The sequence below is a fragment of the Streptomyces sp. NPDC058697 genome, assembly GCF_042715345.1.
Classification (GTDB): Bacteria; Actinomycetota; Actinomycetes; order Streptomycetales; family Streptomycetaceae; genus Streptomyces; species Streptomyces liliifuscus.
Window position 1 is genome coordinate 369,400 of the sequence record NZ_JBHXSU010000002.1, and the last position, 20,859, is coordinate 390,258.

Here is a 20,859-nt window from a genome sequence, read left to right on the forward strand (position 1 = left end):
ATGAACGCACCCGGCACCGCGCCCCAGTCACCGGACTTCCGCCTCATGATCGGCGACGAGCCGTTCGACCCCATCGAGTTACCTGTACCGGACGCGGGGCTCGCGTCGGCGAAGAGGGCGACCATCGTCCAGTTCACCGCCTTGCTGACCGAACCCGACGTCGCTCGGGTGAAAGCCGCGTACGGTCTGGTCCTCGATCGGTTCATCCCGAACCTGGCCTTCCTGGAGCGCCTCGACGACGCGACCGTCGGCAGGCTGCGTGCCGACTTCCTCGTGCGGTCGTGCGCCGCACTCGATCCGGCGCTGAAACTCGCGCCGTGGATTCCCGCCACCGGCACACCGCTTCGGCTCATCACGACCATGTTCGACGACGCGGACGCCGACACCGTGCGATCGACACTGGGCGCGGCCGGCGCCCGGGACGTCCAGCTGATCGACGACCGCCCGGTCGGCAGCCACCTCTTCGCGGAGTTCGCTCTCGACGACCGTGCGGCTCTCCCCCTGATCGCGGCCATCGACGAAGTCGTCTGGGTGGAGCCCGATCCGGATGCCGTGAATTTCAGCGTGAAGGCGGCACAGACGATCCAGTCGGGTGCGCCCGGCGTGCACGGCGGCACGATCTGGGACAAGGGCCTGCACGGCGAGGGCCAGGTGATCGGCATCATCGAGCAGGACGGAACGATCGACCTGAACCACTGCTTCTTCGCCGACGAGCCGAACGTCCCCGGCCCCCGCCACCGCAAGATCCTCTCGCTCACCAAGAGGAACGACACCAAGGTGAACGAGCACGCCATGTTCGTCGCAGGCATCGCGGCCGGCGACGACCGAGCGAACCCGGGAACCCACCAACACCGGGGCGGGGCGTTCGCGGCGAAGCTCGTCGTCCGCACCCGTGACAACCACCTCCTGAAGATGCTTGAGGACGCGAAGGCCAAGGGCGCCACCATCCACAACAACAGCTGGGGACTCGCCGACATCACCAGCTACGACAAGACGGCGCGAGACGCGGACGATTTCAGCTTCCACAACGAGGAACACGTGGTCATCGCCGCTGGTGCCGGATTCCACGAGAAGGACAACACACCACCCGGGATCGCCAAGAACGTGCTGTGCGTCGCGGCGGCCAAGGCCTTTCCCCTCCAGATGAGCGACGGCGACGGGCTTCCCGGGCCGACGAGCCCCGACAAGCGCCGCAAGCCCGAGATCATGGCCGTCGGTGGTGGCATCGGCTCGGCGCTGGTGAACCCCGCATCGCCGTCCGCACCCTACTGTCTGACCGGCGAGCCACAGGTGTTCGCAGCGGACGCCACGAGTTGGGCCGCACCGAACGCCACAGCCGCAGCCGCGCTCGTACGCCAGTACTTCACGGAGGGGTGGTACCCCACCGGCAAGAAGCGGCCGGACCGCGGCCTGCGGCCGACCGGTGCGCTGATCCGGGCGGTGCTGCTCAACTCGACCGTCGACATGACCGGTCGTCCCGGGAACCCGAGCCCCACGGAGGGCTGGGGACTCATCCAGCTCGATCGCACCCTCTTCTTCGACGGCGCTCGCCGCCGGGTGGACGTGCACGACGTCCGGCACAGCGCCGGCCTGGAGCTCAGGCAACGGCGCACGCACAAAATCGACGTCGACAGCAACACCGAACAGCTCAAGATCACGCTGGTGTGGACGGACGTTCCACCCGCCGAGACCCTGCACACCCTGCCGGCGCGGCATCTCCTCAGGCTGGAGGCCGAGGGCCCCGGGGGAATCGCCTACGTCGGCAACGACATCAACTTTCCCACCGGATTTTCCAGGCCGGTCGGGTCCGGCCCGCCGGGCGCACCGGATCTCCGCAACAACGTGCACATGGTCATCGTCGAGCATCCGCCGGTCGGCAAGTGGAAGATCACGGTCGAGGGGACCGTCGTCTTCGGTCAGCAGGGTTACGCGCTCGTCACGTCCGGGGCTTTGAAGTCAACGACTCCGCTACGGGCCACCCCGACCGTCGAACCGGGAGCGAAAGAATGGCACTGACCGTCGAATCGCTGATGCTTGAGGTGGGGCGGGCGTTCGCGCCGCTCGAACAACGCTTACGTGGCGGTGAGATTCCGCTGTTGTTCGCCGAAATCGGGCTGCCCGCACCCGACGTGGTCCTGGGCGCGCAAGCCGTGCAGACCTCGATCGGGGACACCGTGACCGCGCTGAGCGCGCTGCCGCGCGTGGTGACGGACCTGGCCGCGGCGATCGACTCCCGTGACACAGCCCGGATCGCGGCGGCGGTGGCGGCCACGGCACAGATCATCAAGTCCGTCACGACGGCGATCGCCGTCGTGTCCACGGCGGTCAGTGCGGCGGCGCGGACGGCCGGACCACGGCAGGCCGAAGTCGAGGCGTTCGCCGCGGAGGTGGGGCAGCGGTTGCTCGGCTTCGCGCTGGTGACCTACCTCGAAGACCAGAAGCCGATGGCCGCGTATTCACTGGAACTGCTCGGTGTCCTTGAGTCGACTCCCCAGGCCGCGACGCCGGCGGCGCCCGCGCATGTGCGCCGCGTCCTGCGGTTCGACCGGCTGAACGCGCTGCTCTACGACCCGGTCGATGTCCTCTCGCAGCTCTATCGCTGGGGCACGCCCGAGTTCGACTGGGATCTGCTGCTGCGCCGGTTGGCGATCTTCCTCGGCGCGGTCACGAACTTCGCGTTCGTTCAAACCGGGCCACCGCCGTTCCTGCGCGTCGCAGCGGTCGACCTCGGCGTCACCGACGACCCGGTGCCCGGCGTCCAGGCTCTGCTGCGTCTGGCGGCCACCGAGGGACTGGACCTGGTTCTGCCGATCGGCGACACCGTGGCACTTACCGTGACGTCCGACGCGGCCCTGGCGGAGAAGGCCATGGTCGAACTGCTGCCGCCCGCCGATCTCCGGGTCGTCCCGCCGTCGGCCGAAGTCCGGGGTGGCGTGCGGTTCGGTTTCCAGGCCCCGTACGCCGCCGGGACTCCGCCGATCCTCGTGCTGGGCACGGCCGGCGGCTCGCGGATCGAGGCGCGGCTGCTGCGCGCGACGGCGGGCGCCGACCTCGAATGGAACGCCGCCGAGCAACGCGCGGACGGCGAACTCGTGGTGGAAGCGGCCATCGAGGGCGGCAAGGTCGTCCTGAACCTGGCCGACGCGGACGGGTTCCTCAGCACGATTCTGCCCGCCGGCTCGATCGAGCTGGACGTCGACCTCGCGCTGGTGTGGTCGTCCGCCACCGGGCTGCGCTTCAAGGGAGCCGCCGGGGCGGAGGTAGACATTCCGGTCGATCTCGGCGTCGGTCCGGTGACCGTCACCAGCCTGCACCTCGCTCTGTCGCTGGCCGGTGGGGACGTCGCACTCGAAGCGTCAGGTTCGGTCGACGCCCGGCTCGGCCCGGTCTTCGTGGCGGTCGAACGGACCGGTGCCGTGCTGCGGATGTCGCAACCGGACAGCGGCGGCAGTTTGGGACTCGCCGACTTCTCTCTCGGGTTCAAGCCCCCCTCGGGGGCGGGCCTGTCGATCGACGCGGGCGGGATCTCGGGTGGCGGGGTCCTGTCGTTCCACCCCGACCGGGGAGAGTACTCGGGAGCGCTGGAGCTGGAGTTCGCGGACTTCCTGGCGCTCAAAGCCATCGGGCTGATCACGACACGGCAGCCGGACGGCTCGCGCGGCTTCTCACTGCTGATCGTGCTGACCGGCGAGTTCGGCAGCGGGATCCAGTTGGGGTACGGCTTCACCCTGCTCGCGGTCGGCGGTCTCATCGGACTGAACCGCGGAATGAATCTGCAGGCGCTGGTCGAGGGCGTACGGACCGGGTCCATCGAATCCGTGGCGTTCCCCCGGGACGTGATCGCGAACGCGCCACGGATCCTGTCGGACCTCAACCGGTTCTTCCCGCCGGAGCAGGGCACGTTCCTCATCGGCCCGATGGCGAAGATCGGCTGGGGCACGCCGACCCTGGTGAGCATCTCGCTGGGTGTGATCATCGAGATCCCCGGCAACATCGCAGTCCTCGGTGTGCTGCGGGCCGCGCTGCCCACCGCGGACCAGGCGCTGCTGGTCGTCCAGGCCCAGTTCGTCGGCGCGCTGGAACTGGACAAGTCACGGCTGTGGTTCTTCGCGCAGTTGTTTGAGTCGCGCATTCTGACCATGACTGTCGACGGTGGCATGGGCGTGCTGGTGGCCTGGGGCGACAACCCCGACCTGGTCGTCACCGTCGGCGGGTTCCATCCTGCGTACCGGCCGCCGCCGCTGCCGTTCCCGATCCCGGACCGGCTGTCGGTGGACCTGCTGAACCGGCGCAACCAACTCATCCGGGTGAGCGGCTACTTCGCCATCACCAGCAACACCGTCCAGTTCGGGGCCAAGGCCGAACTGAAGCTCGGCTTCAGCGCCTTCGGCGTCGAGGGACATCTCGGGTTCGACGCGCTGTTCCAGTTCTCACCGTTCCGGTTCGCCATCCACATCTCCGCCGATGTCACGCTGAAGGCGTTCGGGGTCGGCGCGTTCGGCATCGACCTGGACTTCCGGCTGGAGGGCCCGGCGCCGTGGCGGGCGCACGGACGGGGTTCGATCGGGTTCCTGTTCTTCTCGGTCTCCGCGAACTTCGACATCACCTGGGGCGAGGAGCGCGACACCACGCTGCCGCCTGTCGCCGTGCTGCCCCTGCTGGCGGCCGAGATCCGCAAGACCGAGGGCTGGGAGACCCGGTTGCCGTCGGGAGGCAACCGGGCACTGGTCACTCTCCGGCAACTGCCGGACACCGACGACCTGGTGCTGCACCCGCTCGGGACGCTGTTCGTCCGGCAGCGGGCGCTGCCGCTGAACGTCCGGCTGGACCGTATCGGCGGTCAACGGGCGAGCGACGGACGGCGGTTCGGCGTCGCACCGGTGCCGGACAGCGGGCTGGAGCGCGTGTCCGACACCGGCGACAGGTTCGCGATGGCGCAGTTCCAGACCATGTCCGACGCGGCCAAGCTGTCCCGGCCTTCGTACGAGACACAGGACGCGGGTCTTGAACTGACTGCCTCCTCAGGCACGTTGGCGTCGGCCCGGGTGGTGCGCCGCAGCGCCCGGTACGAGCTGCACATCATCGACAGCGGGACGGCCACCTCACCGGCGGCCGCGCGGCACCGGACCGCCGAGTCGCGCGCCACCGTCGCGGCCGCCACCGGGCCGAAGCGGTTCCACAACGTCAGCGGCGCCGTGTTCGACGGGTTGCTGAGCGGCAGCAGCACCAGCCGCGCCGCGCTGTCCCGGCGGCAGGCGCGGCTGCGGCAGCCGTTCGCGACCACCGATACGGTCCGGGTGACCGAGCAGCGATTCGTCGTCGCGTACGTCAAGAGCAACCGGCAGGCGTTCCCGCCCGGTTCGCTGGAGCGGCCGTCACGGGCCGCCGCGGCGACCTTCCGAAGCCTGACCACCGCGCAGGACGCGCTCGCCGACTTCGTCGAGGCCGATCCCGGGCTCACCGGCCGACTGCACGTCATCCCGGCGTCGGAGGCCGCCGCGTCACCGGCCGTTCCCGGTACCTGGTCCGACGCCGGCCTCCTGCCGGTGCCCACGTCCGAAGTGGACCTGATACCGCTGGCGAACGGCAGGGTCCTGCTCGCCGGCGGTACCGGTCCGGCCGGTGCGCCGCTCGCCGCGACCGCGCTGTTCGATCCGACGGCCGACGCGTGGTCGTCCGGCCCGCCGCTCACCACAGGTCGGCGGCGGCACACCACGACCGCGCTCGCCGACGGCCGGGTGCTCGCGCTCGGCGGGCGCACCGCCACGGCCCCGCTCGCCTCGGCCGAGGTCTTCGACCCGGCCGCCGGGACCTGGACGCCGGTTCCGGTGTCGATGGGAACGGCCCGGTACGGGCACTCCGCGACCCGGCTCAAGGACGGCCGACTGCTGGTCGCCGGCGGCATCGGTGTCCGGACCGGCCAGGAGGACGGCGCGCTCGCCTCCGCCGAGCTGTTCGACCCGGCGACCGCGGCCTGGGCCACTGTCGCACCGATGACCGAGGCCAGGACCGGCCACCAGGCCGTACTCCTGCGTGACGGCCGGGTGTTGGTCGTCGGCGGTGCGCTGCCCACCGGGCGCGGTCGGCAGCACGCACTCGCGTACTGCGAGCTGTACGACCCGGCCACACGCAGCTGGACGCCGACGGGCAGTCTCGCCCAGGCCCGCAAGGGTCATCAGGCGACGGCGCTGCCCGACGGCCGGGTCCTGGTCACCGGCGGCGATCCGGTGGTCGCTCCCGACGGCACCCACGATCCGCACAGCCTGGTCGGCGCGGAGCTGTATGACCCCGATACCGGGGTGTGGACTGCGGCGGCGGACATGCCTGGCGGTGGCCGCAGCAACCACCGGAACCTGTTGCTCCGGTCCGGGACCGTGCTGGCCATCGGCGGCACCGGAGCGCCGGAACTCACGGCCGGCTACCGCTCCGTCGTCGGCTACAGCCCCACGAAGGACGCCTGGACCACGATCGGCGGCCTCGGTCTCGGCCGGTCCGCACTCGGCGCGGTCGAACTGGCCGACGACCGGGTGCTGGTCGCCGGCGGTGTGGCGGCGGCCGGCGCGGCCGCCGGGAGCCTCGACGCCGTCCAGCCCGCCGACACCGGAGAGGTGCTCATCCCATGACCCCGCACCGCACCGACACGACCGCGCCCCTGTCGACCACATCCCTGCCGACGGCACTCGCCCCGCCGACCGTGGCCCCGGCCGCCTCGGCAACCCCGACCGACCGGACCACGCCGGCCATCGTGACAACGGAGGACCCGACACCATGACCACTCCCACCGTGGCAGCCACCGGGGCATGGACGGCCGCCGACGACCTGCCCACGCCCGCCGCCTGGTACGGGCAGCACGACGGTGCCGTACTGCTCGACGACGACAGTGTCCTGGTCGCCGGCGGTGCGGACGCCGCCTCCGCGGCGCTGGACAAGACGGCCGTGTACGACCCGACGGCCAACGCCTGGCAGCCGGTCGACACCCTCGGCACACCCCGGCAGCTGCACACGATCACCCGGCTCGCCAACGGCAAAGTGCTCGTCGTCGGCGGCCTGGGCGGCTCGTCGGCGTCCGGGACCGGCCTCGCGTCGGCCGAGCTGTACGACCCGCAGACACACGCCTGGACCGCGACCGGCAGCCTGACCACACCCCGGTGGGGCCACAGCGCCGCGCTGCTGCCGGACGGTTCGGTGCTGGTCGCCGGCGGCAGCACCGTCCGCTCCGGCCGGACGACGACCGCGCTGCGCTCGGCGGAACGGTACGACCCGTCGAACGGCAGGTGGTCCCCGGCCAAGGACATGACCGACGCCCGGACCGGACACACCGCGGTGCCGCTGGAGGGGGGCGTTGTGCTGGTGGTCGGCGGCGTCGCTCCGGTCGGAACCGCCGACGACCCCGCGCTCGCCTTCTGCGAGTTGTACGACCCGCAGGACCGGTGGGCGCCGACCGGCAGCCTGCTCCGGGCCCGCCACCGTCACCAGGCCACCCGGGTCTCCGACAGCACCGTGCTGGTCACCGGAGGCACCGCGCCGGGATCGCCCGGCGCGGGTCCCTACGATCCGTTCAGTCAGCGGAGCGCGGAGCGGTACGACCTGGCCACCGGTGTCTGGACGGCGGTGACGGAGATGCCCTCGGGGCGGGCCTTCCACCGGGCGGTGCGGACCGGACCCGGACAGGTGCTGGTGGCCGGCGGGGCGGCGAGCGACCGGGACGAGGCCGGGTACCGCAGCGCGGCACTCCACACCACCGACCAGGACGACGCCGATGTCTGGGCGCCTGCCGCGGGCCTGGCGTCCGGCCGGTGGGCGTTCGCCGCCGTCGCCCTGCCCGACCGCCGGGTGCTGGTCACCGGCGGCGCGGCCCGCTCCGGGCTGGCCGCCGCCGACCCCGCCGTCACCGAACTGACCGCGGCCACCGAGCTGTTCGCCATCGACGACGAGACGGTCCCCGTTGCCGCCGGGAGTCGGTCATGACCGCGAATGCCTACTCCTTCCTGCCCTGGCTGCGGACCGGCATCGCCACCCGGATCACCGACGACCCCGGGACCGCCGAACGCGCCAGTGTCCCCGTCACGCTCAGGGTGACCGGGGACGCCCTCGCTCGCGGCACGCTCGTCCAGGACGTGTCACGTGAGGTCCAGTTGTACGGTCCTGGGGACGTCGTCGGGGTGGATCCGCGGGCGATCTCGCGGACCGAGCCACGGCCGGGCGTCACCAACGTGGAGCCGAACTACCTGGCCCATATCGAGTTCTCCGACGAGGACTTCCTCTGGCGCTACAGCCCGGCGGCGTCCGGCAGCGGCACCAAGCGACTGGCTCCCTGGCTGGCGCTGATCGTGCTCTCCGCCGGCCCCGACCCGGGCGGTGGCCAGGCTGAGTTCGGCGAAGCCGCGGGCGGCGGCCCGCTGCCGGCCATCACCGTGGCGGACCCGGCGGACACGCTGCCGCCCCCGGAGCAGCTCGGCGCCTGGGCGCACGTCCACGTCAACGGGTCGCTGGACAACCCGGTCGCCTCGGACAGTACGGTCGCCGCGCTGGCCGCGCTGGGCGAGGTGCTGCGGACGAACGCGGACAACGCCTGCTCGCGGCTGATCTGCCCGCGGCGGCTGCGACCGGACACCGCGTACGAGGCGTTCCTGGTACCGGCGTTCGAGACCGGGCGGCTGGCGGGGCTCGGCCTGGACCCGGGGGTGTCGCCCGGCGCCCTGTACTCCAGCTGGGGACCGCCCTATCCGAACCGGCCCTCAGCAGGGCAGTTGCCCTACTACCACCGCTGGTCGTTCAGTACCGGGACGACCGGGGACTTCGAGTTCCTGGTCCGGCTGCTCCAGCCGCAGCGGCCGGACCCCCGCGTCGGGCGCCGCGACCTGGACGTACACCGGTCGCCCGGCCTCGGCCTGCCCGGGATCGAGACGCCGCCGGAACTGGGCGGCGTACTGCCGCTGGGCGGCGCGCTGAAGGTGCCGGAGTTGCCCGGAGCCCCGGTGGACCCGGCGGAGAACTGGGACAACTTCCTCGACGTACCGCCGCCGGCGCCTTCGTACCCGCACCCGTTCGAGCAGGCGCTGGCCGACCTGGTCAATCTGTCCGACGACTACCAGGAGCGGACGCCCTCGCAGGCCCACGCAGCCGTCGCCCTGGCCGGGCCGGCGGCGGCGCTCGCCGACGCCACGGCGACGGCTGCGGGCCCAGGTTCGGACCGGGAGGATCCGGCAGGCGACTGCGGGGCCGATCCGATCATCACCCCTCCGCTGTACGGGCGTTGGCACGCGCTCACCTCCCGGCTGCTCACCAACCGGGACGGCACGCCGATACCGGCGCCGGCGAATCACAACTGGCTCCACCGGCTCAACCTGGACCCGCGGTTCCGGGTCGCCGCGAACCTCGGCGCGCAGGTCGTCCGCGCACGCGAGGAAGAGCTGATGGCCGCCGCCTGGGCACAGATCGGCGACGTACTGGTGGCCAACGGCCGGATCCGCGCCGCTCAGCTCGCCCGGGAAGTCGGTCACGTGCTGCAGACCAGACACCTCGACCCGCCACAGGGCGGCAGTCCGGCGGCACTGGCGGAAGCCCCCGTGGCCGCGTCCGGTCGGTCCCTCACACTGACCGCGCCGACCCACTCCCGGCTGACCACCACCACGGCCGACGAACCCGACACCCTCGCGGCCGGGCTGTCCGCGGACCCCGCCTCGAAGGTCGCGGTCGGGTTCCGGGTGGCGGCCAGCCAGGTCGCGGCCGCGCCGGTGTCGCCGGCGATGCGGCGGATCACCCGGCCAGGAGCGCGACTCATGCGGTCCCTGCGATTCCCCGAGGACCGGCCGCCGTCGGCACTGCTGGCGCGGATGGACGCGGCGACCGACCCGGTCACCGCCGCAGTGGCCAAGGCGGCCCCGGGGGCGCTGGTCACCCCCGCGCGCCTGCGAGATGTGCTGCACCCGGGCGGGGACACCGGAGGCGACCCGGTCGGGGGCCTTCCGCGCAGCCCCGACTTCGTGCTCCGCGCGCTCGACGACCCGGTCGCCCCGCACCCCGGCAGCACGGACAGCGCCGAGGCGACTCGCTTCAAGACCGCGCTGCGCGAACTGCACCAGGGACTCGACACCGGGACGGCCGTCGGACAGGCAGGGTTGCGGCGGAGGCTCGGCGTGGTCTCCGCCACCACCGCGGTACTCACCGGTCTGCGCGCCGACGAGACCGTTCCCAAGACGCTGCTCGGCTCGGTCAGCCTGCCCGAGCGGCTGCGTCCGTTCGCCGCCGAGTTCACCGAGGCGATGGCCTACCCGGTCTTCGACCTGCCGACGTACCAGCCTCTGCTGGACCTCTCGGTCGACGCCCTGGTGCCGAACCTGAACCTGCTCCCGGCGAACTCCATCACCCTGCTGGCGAACAACCGGGAGTTCATCGAGTCCTATCTGGTCGGGCTCAACCACGAGATGGCCCGCGAGCTGCTCTGGCGGGAGTACCCGACCGACCAACGGGGCACGCCGTTCCGGCAGTTCTGGGATCCGGCGGCCACGCTGCCCACGCCGGGCGAGACTGCCGAGCAGCGGCGCGAGCGGGGCTACGATGTGCCGCCCATCCACCTCTGGTCACCGGCCACACGACTCGGCGACAACGACAACCGGCGGCCCGGCGGCCCGCCCCAGAACGGCCCGCGTCCGGACGACCTGGTCCTCGTCGTCCGCGGCGAGCTGCTGAAGAAGTACCCGACGGCGGCGATCTACGCGCACAAGGCGCAGTGGCCGCCCGGCCCCGACGGCCGGCCCGACCCCACCCAGCAGCGGGAACTGGTCGAACTGCCGCAGGACGGACCGCCGTCACCGGAGCAGGTCCTGCTGCCCCTGTACGAGGCGAAGGTCGAGCCGGACATCTATCTGCTCGGGTTCGATCTGGACGCCGCGCGGGCGCTCGGCCACGCACCGGACGACGCCGGCTGGTTCTTCGTGCTCAAGGAACGCCCCGGCGACCCGCGATTCGGCGTCGACGACGGACCGCCGACCCATGTCGAGGTCTGGAACGACCTGACCTGGGACGACGTCGACCCGCACCGGCGGGGGTTCCTGGAGCTGGACCCGGACGTCACCGTCGCGCTGGCGAACTTCGACGGCTCCGAGGACGACCCGGAGAAGCAGGAACAGCGCGCCGAGGACGAGAACCTGCCGCTCTGGTTCGCGGGCCTCGGCTCCGCCGACCTGGCGTACATCCTCTTTCAGGTTCCGGTCCTGGTGGCCGTACACGCACAGGAGATGTTGCCGCGATGACCGTCCAGCTCAGTGATGACTTCCCGGTGCTGCTCGGCCCGGTCCGGATCGAGACCCGGTTCACCACGACCGAGTTGCTCGTCCGGGTGTTCCCGGACGAGTGGCAGGTCGACAAGTTCGAATCGCGGCCCACCGAGGCCGAGGTGGCCGCGCTGGACGCGTACTGGTCCGCCCGCTGGGCCGCGGGCGGGCGGTCGGACGCCCTCCGGGCCGCCTGGCAGGAACTGGTCGGGCGGGTCCCGGCGGGCAGGGCGGCCTGGCTGCTGAAAACCCGTACTCCGGCCAACCCGGCCGAGGAACCGGCCGGGGTGACCCCCGACACCACCGTGCTGGTCGTCCGCAGCACCGCGGCTCCGTCCCCCGGCGACCGGCAGGCGGCGATCACGTACTGGACCGCGGTCTGGCGGGCGCACGGCGACCGGGGCCGGCTGAGGCAGGCGAACGACGCGCTGCTCGCCGCCGTGGACACCGACCGGGCGAAGGCCATCCGGGGCCGCCGTCCGTCCGGGACGGACGCCGCCGCGGTGAACCGGAGCGACAAGGTCACGGTCGCCTTCCTGGTGCTGCCGCCACCCGCCACCGCCGACCTGGCGCCCGAGTCGTGGACGCAGGCGGCCCGGGCCCGTCTGCTGCCCGACCGCTTCCGGGTACTGGGCTATGTCGGCGGTGAGCAGGTGCTGTCGGCGATCGGCGCCGCGGTGCCGGCCACGCTGCCGGTGAGTCCGGATCCGAGCGCCACCGACCGGATCAGCGTGAACGAGCAGACCGGGGCTCTGCACGTACCGGACGAACTGCGCTGGCTGACCGACTTCGACCGGGCCGTCGCGGTCGGCATGGGGCTGCGGATACCGCTGGACGACCGCACCCGGGCGGGGCTGGACCGGCTGATAGTGCTCGGTCTGCGCGAGCAGTCCACTCCGCAGCAGGCCGGCGCCGACCTGGCCGCCCTGTTCACCCGGCAGTTGCGCAGCCCGGACGGGTTCGGCCTGCTGCCGCAGGGCACACCCACGAACAACTCTGAGGAGTCTCCGGCCGGGCAGGACGCCGAGGAGGAGGCCGACGCGGCCCTGCGGAGCACGGCCGCGTCGGCCTTCGCCGCGGCCACCGGCGACTGGACCACGCGTACCGACGGACAGCGGTTCGCCGAACTGCTCGGCCTCGACCCGGGCGTACTGGCCGGGATGCCCAACGCGGACGGCACCGACCAGCGCGACGCCCGCGCCGCGAACACCGCGCTGTGGCCCGCCACTTGGGGATACTTCCTGCAGACCGCGCTGCGTCCGGTCCTCGGCCCGGCCGCCGTCGAGGCGACCCGGGACTTCTTCCTCCGCTACGTCTCCGGCCGCGGCCCGCTGCCGGCCGTGAAGATCGGGCGGCAGCCGTACGGGATCCTGCCGACGACCGCGTTCTCCCGGCTCGCCTATCCGGCCTCCGCGACGCACCGCCGGGCGCTGCACCGGGTGCTGACCGCCGCCGGCCAGGACTGGAGTGCGGCAGCGGAGCAGGTGCCGCGTCTGGGTGCTCCCGCGGACGATGAGCAGCCTCCGCCGGATCCGCACCAGCTGCTGCTGGACATCCTTGCCCTGCATCCGACGTCGGCCGAGTACCACCAGCGGTACGCGCAGAGCGTCGAGGACCTGTTCAACCGGGAGAACCTGGGCGGCCTCGGCGGGACTGTGCTCCCCGCGCTGGACCGGCTGAATCTGCCCGGGCCGGTGCGGGCGCTGCTCGACCGGTTCGGCGCCGCCACCGGGCCGGGGCGGGATCCGGACCTGCTGCGGCGGCTGTTCACGGACTTCCAGCAGCCTCTGCTTGCGCCGCTGGTCGACGACCGCCCGCTGTCGGAGACCGACCCGGTCCGGGACTACACCCCGGACGAGCGGAACTATCTGCGATGGCTGGCCGACGCGGCCGGCACCGACCTGCACACGGTCCGGCTGGAGCTGGGCTTCACCGGTGACGTACGGCCGGCCGCACTGCTGTATCTGCTGCTGCGTCACGCCGTGCTGCTGGGCTGGGCGGACACCGCGCGCGGCCTCGTCGCCGCGGCCGGCGGCGCCGGTCCGGCCGATCTGTCCACCGCGGACCCGGCGTTCATCCACGTCCGGATCCCGGCGCCCGGCCAGGTGCTGGAGAGCGAGAGCCGGTTCCGGCTGCTGTACTCCCCCGCCCCGGCCGTCACCGGGGACCCCGAGCAGCTGCTGGTCGACTTCATCCCGGCGCTCCTCGATCAGCACGGGACCGGGGGCGGCCCGGCCACGGCCACGACCGCGCTCGCCGAGCAGGTCGAGGCCCTGAAGCAACTGGCCGGTCTGCCGACGGCCCGGCTGGAACGGGTGCTGGCCGAGCATCTCGACCTGGCCACCTACCGGCTCGACGCCTGGCGTCTGGGCCAGGCCACCGAGCGGCTCGCCGAGCTGCGGTTCGGCCCCGGCGGCACCGGGACCGCCCGGCCGGGCCTGCATCTGGGCGCGTACGGCTGGCTGGAGGACGTCCGGCCGAGCACGGCCACCCTCGCCCCGGTCACGCTGACCGGTCCGCTCGCGACGGTCTTCGCCGGCAACTCACCGCTGCTCCACGATCCCGGCAACGAGGGCTTCGTACACGCGCCGTCGCCCGGTCATGCCCGGACCGCGGCCGTGCTGCGGGCCGGTTACGCCGCCAACCGCACGCCCGACAACCCGGGCGCGTTCGCGGTGAACCTCAGCTCGGAGCGGGTCAGGGGCGCCCTCACCATCCTGGACGGGCTGCGGCAGGGCCAGTCGCTCGGCGCACTGCTCGGCTACCGGTTCGAGCGCGGCCTGCACGATCGGCACGGCCAGGCCGAGGTGGACCAGTTCATCGCGGCGCTGCGCCTGCGGTTTCCACTGCTGGCCGGGAAGATCGCGCAGACCGCGACCGATGCACAGGGCGGGCCGGACGACATCGGGCAGGTCGAGGCCCGCAACGTGATCGACGGGCTCGCCCTGGTCCGGCACCTGACCCGTGAGGACGTGTCGCAGGTCTACCCCTTCGACATCGACGGGCTGCCTCCCGCCGACTCGGGGCAGGCCGATGCCGTCACCGCCGAGGCGGCCCGGCTGCTCGACGACAACGACGCGGTCGCCGACCTCGCCGTCGCCGAGTCCGCCCACCAGGCTCTCGCCGGAAACGTCGAGCGTGCCTCGGCAAACCTGGACGCGTACGCCAAGGACGGTCTGCCGCCCGAGCCCGCCGTCGTCGAGACCCCACGCAGCGGGACCACACTGACCCACCGGTTCGGCCTGCGGTTGCGGGCGGGACGGCACCCTGACCAGGGGGACCCGCCGCGGGCGCAGGCCGAACCGGCCGTCGACAACTGGCTGTCGGACCTGCTGCCGTCGCCGCGGTCCGTGGCCGCGCGGGTCACCTGGACCGATCCGGTCGGCGGCGACGTTCGCCACCGGGATGTCACCCAGGACGACCTCGACCTGGCGCCGATCGACCTGCTGTGGGCGGTGCGGTCGGCCGGAGACGCCGCGATGACCGACCTGGACGACCGGATCATCGGCGCCGTCGTCGATGACGATGACGACGACGGACCGCGTCCGGACCGCGAGTTGACCATCCGTTACACCGAGCGGATCAAGGACAGGATCACCTTCTTCGAGCTGTCCCCTCTGGTCGCCGCGCTCCGGACGCTGCTCACGACGGGCCGGCCGCTGCGCCCGACCGATCTCGTGCCGGCCGCCGGCACCGCCCCGGTGGACCGGAGCGCCGACGACGCCGTGTCGCTGCCCCGGGAGCGGCCCGCCACAGTCCGCTCCTCGCTGGTGGACCTGGCGGAGGACGTGGACGACTACCTGGAGGACCTGCGCCGGCTGTACCCCGCCGCGCCCGCGCCACCGCGCCGGGGCGACGTACTGGACCGCATCGACACGTTCCTCGGCCGGTACGCCGGGCTGGTCTCCACCGCGGCGGGCTTCGGCATGGTCCTCAGCGGATGGGGCGAACTGGCCGCTTGGCGCCGAGGCGTCTACGCCGGCGTACTCACTGCCGTGGCGGCCACCGCAGACCGGCTGGCGCGGGCGCTCGCCGACGCCGACGCGATCCTGGCGCGGTACGACGCACTGCCCCGGTCCACCCCGAACGCCGAGCGGTACCGGATTCTGCGGCAGGCGGAACGGCTGCTGACCACCACGCCGGTCGCCGTGCCGCCGGATCCGCCGTCCAGGTTCCTGTCGGAACTGCAGTCCAAGCGGCGCGGCTTCGCACGCCGTCTGGAAAACCTACGGAAACAGGCCCGGACGAAGGAGAGGTCGCTCAGCGGCCTGCTGGACGAGGTCTCCCGCCTGCTTCCGCTCACCGACATCGACCCGGTCGGGCTGGATCTGACCGACCCCCAGGACCGGGTCGTCGCGTTCGGCCGGGAGCTGCTGGACCGGGCCGGTGCGCTGCGCAGCGAGATCACCGGCCGGCTGGCCGCAGGCGCCGCCGCGCTGGCCGACCACGACAGGGCCGCCCCCGGACCGGACCAGGTCCGGTCCGGGACCGAGGCGCTGCGGGCGATGCTCGGCGCCGACGTTCTCGTCGTACCCGAGTACACGCCCTCCGCCGCTCTCGCCTCCGACCTGCGCAGGGCCTTCCGCGACCGCGAGGCACTGGTCGGGCACCTCACCCGGCCGCCAGTGGCGCGGGACTTCCCGGTCGACGACTGGCTGCACGGGATCGCCCGGGTGCGCGACATGCCCCGGCTGTGGGAGCGCGCCGTGCTGCTCGCCGACGCACTCCGGGGCCGCGACGGGCTGCTCGACGGCGGGCCCGACGGTGACGATCCGCAACTGGTGCCCGTCCAGCTGCCGTACCACGCCGACGACCACTGGCTGGGCATGGAGTTCGCCCCGGGAACCAAGATCACCGAGGACCGGCTGCTGTTCACCGCGCACTACGCGGACCAGCCGTCGTCGGGGAACGACCCGCAGTGCGGTGTGCTGTTCGACGAGTGGACCGAGGTGATCCCGGCGGACCGCGAGACCACCGGGATCGCGGTGCACGCCGACAGCCCGGACTCCGAACCTCCGCAGGCGATGCTCCTGGTCAGCCCGCCCGTACGGACCGGCACCTGGAACGTCGACGACCTGCTGGCCGCGGTCAACGAGACCTTCGACCTGGCGCGGACCCGGCTCGTGGAACCGCACCAGCTGGACGGCAGCGGATACGCGCAACTGCTGCCGGCGACGCTGATGTCGGCGACCCGGCGGCCGATCACGATCAGCACCGATCTCGCTGTCGCCAACGAGCGCTGGAAGGCAGACCATGACTGAGACCCGCATCGAGGATCTTCCCGGCGCGATGAGCCGGCGCGACCATCCGACGGTCGGGGTGTGGAACAGGCTGGAGGGCCGCCCGCGCACCACCGACTTCGGCCGCGCGCTGCGGGTGGAGGTACGCGACCCGCTGTGGATGCTGGCCCGGCAGTGGCAGCTCGGCGAGTTCCGCGGCACGGACGGCGGGTCGCCGGTGACCGCGAGGTATTCGGTCACCGCGAGCCCGCCGGGCCGGTTCCGGTCCGACACCGGCCCGGACGAGGTGCCCGGGCCCTCCGGACCGCTGCCGCCCGACCGGCCGTTGGAGGCGGTCGCGGAACGGCGGCCGCTGCCGTTCGCGTTCGGCGCCGAGCCGATCTCGTTCGATCTCCGGCTGGCGCTGGGCCGACGCTGGCAGAAGCTGCTGGCCCGGTCGTCCGAGCTGCGGTCGCGGCGCTTCGGCGAACGGTACGTCGAGTTGTACCCGATAGCGCTGCCCGACCCCGCGGATCCGGCGGCCTCCGCACGCGTCGCGCATCCCGAGGTGTGGGCCGCCACCCAGGCGGTCGCCGGCCGACGGCTGGACGGATATCTGCTCTACCTGCACCTCAAAGCCGGTGGTCGCGCGGCCGACGGCATCGACGCGCGCGGGCAGCGCAACGAATTGAACGCGCTCGGCCCCCGGCTGACCGGCTGGTTCGACGACCTGATCGACCAGCCGTCCGGTGCCACCCCGCAACGCCCGGAGGGCGACTCGACCTGGGACCCGCGACGCCTGGAGCACCGCTTCTCGGTGTCCGCCGCCGTGCCGGCCGGGGGCGAGCGGGTGCTCACCGCTCCGGAATACCCCGGCGGCGAGCTGGACTGGCATGCGTTCTCGGTCACTCCCGGCGGCTCCCTCGGCGGCACGGCCCCGGCGCCCGCGCCGATCAACCGCACGGTCTTCCCCGCGCCGGTCCGCTTCTCCGGCATGCCGCTGCCCCGGTGGTGGGCGGTCGAGGACGGCCGTACGAACTTCGCGGCGGTCACCCCGGACAGCACCGACCTGGCCCGGCTGATCTTCCTGGAGTTCGCCCTCGTCTACAGCAACGACTGGTACCAGCTCCCCTGCGACCTGCCGGCCGGTACCCTCGCCTCGATCCAGGGCCTCGCGGTGACCGACGTCTTCGGGCAGCGCCGCTGGATCACCCCCGCCGACAGCGGCGCCGGGCAGAACCGCCAACACTGGTCGATGTACACCCTCAACTCCCTCGGTTCCCACGGTGACGAACCGGCCGACAACGCCGGTCTGTTGCTGCCGCCCGGTACGCCGAAGGTCGCGACCGGCCCGGCACTGGAGGACGTCGTGCTGGTACGCGACGAGAGCGCGAACCTGGTCTGGGGAGTCGAGCAGACGGTGCGACAGGCGACCGGCGAGGGCCGAAGCGGTGACGAGGCCGCGGCCGAGACACTGGCCTTCCGCCGCCGGCTGCATCCCCCGGCCGCCCCGGACGACCCCCACGCGTCCGTCGCGTACCAGGTGATGAGTTCCGTCCCGGAGAACTGGATCCCCTTCATCCCGGTACACGTCCCCGGTGACAACCGCTCCGTCCAGTTGCAGCGCGCCGCCATGCCGAGCGAGGTCGACGCCACGCCTGTCCGCCCCCGCACCACCCTGCTGAGGGAGGGCCTGGACGCAGGATGCCCGTACTTCGTCAACGAGGAGGAGGTACCGCGCTCCGGCACCCGCCTCACCGTCGCCTACAACCGGACCCGGACCAGGACAGGCCGCGTGGTGCTCTGGCTCAGCGTCCACCGCACCACCGGCCGCGGCGAACGCTCCAGCGGCCTGTCCTTCGACCTCCTCGCTCCCACTGCCGAGCCGGGCGGTTGACAGGACCATGGTCGTCGGCCCGTGACGGCATTCGGCCGATCACGGTTGTGCGCAGCTCCTGTCGGGGGGTACGAGCACGTCGCACGGCACAAGCGGTCAGGGCGGTCGGACGAAATGATCACCACCCGTGGCGACGTGGCACTCTTCGGCGCCCTGGACATCGCGCACCCGTACGCTCGGAATCAGCGAGATTCCCGGCCTGGAGCGGCTGCGGGCAGGACCAGGCGGAAGGTGCAGCCACGGCCGGGGGTCGTGTCGAGTTCGAGGCGGCCACCGTGGCCCTCGGCGATGGTCGAGGCGATGGCGAGTCCGAGGCCGCTGCCGCCGTGGAGGCGGGAGCGGGCGGGGTCGGCGCGGTAGAAGCGCTCGAAGACGAGCTCGGCATCGACGGGTCCGAGGCCCGGCCCTTCGTCCGCCACCTCGATCACGCTGATCGGCAGGCACCCCGGCAGGGGCGGCGAAGCGGTGAAGCGTCCGGGTCGGTCCGTGCCGCCCGTTCCGGGACCCGCCACGCCTGTGCCGACGCGGACGTGGACGCATGTGCCCGGCGGAGTGTGGACGTGGGCGTTGGACAGCAGGTTCTCGAGGATCTGCCGCAGCCGGTGCGGGTCGCCGACGGCCTCCGCAACGTCGAGTTCCTCTGCTCCGGTGGGATCGGCCGCCGTGTGCAGCGGACCGAGATCGACGGGGTGGGACGCACAGTGGACGGCAGTCGCACTGACGGCGTCCGCCGCCAGGGACAGCAGGTCGACCCGTTCCCTCCGGTAGGAGGGTTCCTTGTCCAGGGTGGCAAGCAGCTGGAGGTCATCGACGAGCAGGCTCATGCGTTCCGCGTTCTGCGCGATGACCCGGTTGGCCTCCTGCAGTTCCATCGCCGGGCGCCGCTCCGGACGCAGTGCGAGTTGGGCGTAGCCCTGGATGGCGGTGAGCGGGGTGCGCAGTTCGTGCCCTGCGTCGGCGACGAACCGACGCAGTCGGGCTTCGGAGGCCTCGCGGGCCAGCAGCGCCTTCTGGAGGCGGTCGAGCATCGAGTTCAGGACCAGGCCGAGCCGTCCGATCTCGGTGCGTGGATCGGTGTCGGGCAACCGCAGGCCGGGCCGCCCCGCTGTGATGTCCTGGGCGGTACTTTCCATTCTGGTCAATGGCAACAGGCCCAGCCGGACCACCCATCGGCCCAGCGCGAGCAGGGCACCGATCGTGACGGCAAGCAGGACCGCGTTCAGCCACAAGATCTTCGAGGCGGCGCCGTCGACGGTGTCGAGCGGCAGGGTGACCACGGCGCTCATACCGTCGGGGCCGGGGTTGAGCATCACTCGCCAGCGGCCCTCACCGCTCGTGGCACGCAGGGTTTCCGGATGCCCGTCCCGCAGACCGAGGTCCTGCGCCTCATCGGCCAACTGTGGTCCTGGCTCTGATTCGGAGCCGAGGGAGCGGTTCAAACGGTGGCCGGAGGCGTCGTAGAAGTAGACGTGGAAATCCGAGGGCAGCACGTCCAGGCGCTTTCCCGGCGCCGGGAGTGTGCCGTCCAGGGCGTCGTAGAAGGCCGGTGCCGGTGGGTGGAACTCGACCAGTTGCTCGTCGACGCGGTCCAGCAGCCACGATCGCAGCACTACGTAACCGATGGCCTGGGAGGCCAGGACCGCGGCGGTGGCGAGGACGGTGACACCCACGACGAGGCGTCGTCTCAGTGATCTGGGCGGCCGGGGCAGCAGACGGGTCACTGCTCCGACGTCCCTGCGTGGTCGCGGGGAAGACGCAGGCTGTAGCCGACACCGCGCACGGTCTGGATGAGCGGTGGATCGAAGCAGTCGATCTTCTTGCGCAGGTAGCGGACGTACGTCTCGATGATCCGCACGTCACCGGCGAAGTCGTAGCTCCAGACGTGATCGAGGATCTGGACCTTGGTCACCACATGGCCCGCGTTCGCCAGGAGGTAGGCCAAGAGCTTGAACTCGGTCGGTGACAGTGCGACGTACTCCCCCGCCCGGTGCACCTCGTGGGCGCCCTCGTCGAGTTCCAGGTCGGCGTAACTCAAGACTCTCAGCGAGGTCTGGCCCGTGATGGCCGGGGCCGTCCGGCGCAGGACGGCCCCGATGCGCAGCAGCACCTCCTCGATGCTGAAGGGTTTGGAGACGTAGTCGTCTCCGCCGACACTCAGGCCGCTGATGCGGTCGTCAGTGCCCGTGCGGGCGGTCAGGAACAGGATCGGACAGTCGTTGCCCGCCGCCCGCAGCCTGCGGGTCACCTCGAAGCCGTCCAGGTCGGGCAGCATCACGTCGAGCAGCACCAGGTGCGGTTCCAGGCGTTCAACTTCGAGGAGGGCCGACTGTCCGGTGTCGGTGCTGCTCACCTCGTATCCGGTCAAGCGGAGCGTCGCCTCCAGCAGGGTGCGGATGCTGGGCTCGTCCTCGACCACGAGGAGCCGATGTCGCGGCCTCGCGTCTGCGGGCTGCTCGGTCATGACGTC

Annotated in this window: 9 protein-coding genes; 7 read left to right on the plus strand and 2 right to left on the minus strand. The window is 72.2% G+C overall.

The annotated features are described in order from the left end of the window. The 7 genes from ACFWXQ_RS06270 to ACFWXQ_RS06300 are packed head-to-tail and all read left to right on the plus strand — an operon-like array spanning position 1 to position 18,392. The gene (locus ACFWXQ_RS06270) at positions 1–2,016 is read left to right on the plus strand and encodes a S8 family serine peptidase (RefSeq protein ID WP_386267667.1); all 2,016 of its coding nucleotides are present in this window, start codon (positions 1–3) and stop codon (positions 2,014–2,016) included. After that, on the plus strand, positions 2,007–6,623 hold the full coding sequence (locus tag ACFWXQ_RS06275) for a DUF6603 domain-containing protein (protein WP_386267669.1): 4,617 nt from the start codon (positions 2,007–2,009) through the stop codon (positions 6,621–6,623). The genes ACFWXQ_RS06270 and ACFWXQ_RS06275 overlap by 10 nt, the downstream gene beginning before the upstream one ends. After that, complete coding sequence (locus ACFWXQ_RS06280; protein WP_383957387.1) at positions 6,620–6,772, plus strand: hypothetical protein; 153 nt, start codon at positions 6,620–6,622, stop codon at positions 6,770–6,772. The genes ACFWXQ_RS06275 and ACFWXQ_RS06280 overlap by 4 nt, the downstream gene beginning before the upstream one ends. Next, complete coding sequence (locus ACFWXQ_RS06285; protein WP_386267671.1) at positions 6,769–7,968, plus strand: Kelch repeat-containing protein; 1,200 nt, start codon at positions 6,769–6,771, stop codon at positions 7,966–7,968. The genes ACFWXQ_RS06280 and ACFWXQ_RS06285 overlap by 4 nt, the downstream gene beginning before the upstream one ends. Then, on the plus strand, positions 7,965–11,255 hold the full coding sequence (locus tag ACFWXQ_RS06290; RefSeq protein ID WP_386267673.1) for a hypothetical protein: 3,291 nt from the start codon (positions 7,965–7,967) through the stop codon (positions 11,253–11,255). The genes ACFWXQ_RS06285 and ACFWXQ_RS06290 overlap by 4 nt, the downstream gene beginning before the upstream one ends. Further along, entirely contained in the window at positions 11,252–16,537 is a 5,286-nt protein-coding gene (locus ACFWXQ_RS06295) for a hypothetical protein (protein ID WP_386267675.1), read from the plus strand. Before ACFWXQ_RS06290 ends, ACFWXQ_RS06295 begins: the two co-directional genes overlap by 4 nt. Then, the gene (locus tag ACFWXQ_RS06300; RefSeq protein WP_386267677.1) at positions 16,530–18,392 is read left to right on the plus strand and encodes a hypothetical protein; all 1,863 of its coding nucleotides are present in this window, start codon (positions 16,530–16,532) and stop codon (positions 18,390–18,392) included. Before ACFWXQ_RS06295 ends, ACFWXQ_RS06300 begins: the two co-directional genes overlap by 8 nt. A gap of 182 nt (positions 18,393–18,574) precedes the next feature. Here the strand turns inward: ACFWXQ_RS06300 and ACFWXQ_RS06305 are convergent, their stop codons facing one another. Next, positions 18,575–20,113, minus strand: coding sequence for a sensor histidine kinase (locus ACFWXQ_RS06305; protein ID WP_383943918.1), 1,539 nt, complete (start codon positions 20,111–20,113; stop codon positions 18,575–18,577). Continuing rightward, positions 20,110–20,853 (minus strand): response regulator transcription factor, encoded by a 744-nt coding sequence (locus ACFWXQ_RS06310; protein WP_383943916.1) that lies wholly within the window; start codon positions 20,851–20,853, stop codon positions 20,110–20,112. The genes ACFWXQ_RS06305 and ACFWXQ_RS06310 overlap by 4 nt, the downstream gene beginning before the upstream one ends. Positions 20,854–20,859: the final 6 nt, after the last annotated feature.

Coding starts and splice junctions, on each gene's coding strand:
- ACFWXQ_RS06290 (WP_386267673.1), top strand. CDS start 7,965: ATGACCGCGAATGCCTACTCCTTCCTGCCCTGGCTGCGGACCGGCATC.
- ACFWXQ_RS06295 (WP_386267675.1), top strand. CDS start 11,252: ATGACCGTCCAGCTCAGTGATGACTTCCCGGTGCTGCTCGGCCCGGTC.
- ACFWXQ_RS06275 (WP_386267669.1), top strand. CDS start 2,007: ATGGCACTGACCGTCGAATCGCTGATGCTTGAGGTGGGGCGGGCGTTC.
- ACFWXQ_RS06285 (WP_386267671.1), top strand. CDS start 6,769: ATGACCACTCCCACCGTGGCAGCCACCGGGGCATGGACGGCCGCCGAC.
- ACFWXQ_RS06270 (WP_386267667.1), top strand. CDS start 1: ATGAACGCACCCGGCACCGCGCCCCAGTCACCGGACTTCCGCCTCATG.
- ACFWXQ_RS06310 (WP_383943916.1), bottom strand. CDS start 20,853: ATGACCGAGCAGCCCGCAGACGCGAGGCCGCGACATCGGCTCCTCGTG.
- ACFWXQ_RS06280 (WP_383957387.1), top strand. CDS start 6,620: ATGACCCCGCACCGCACCGACACGACCGCGCCCCTGTCGACCACATCC.
- ACFWXQ_RS06300 (WP_386267677.1), top strand. CDS start 16,530: ATGACTGAGACCCGCATCGAGGATCTTCCCGGCGCGATGAGCCGGCGC.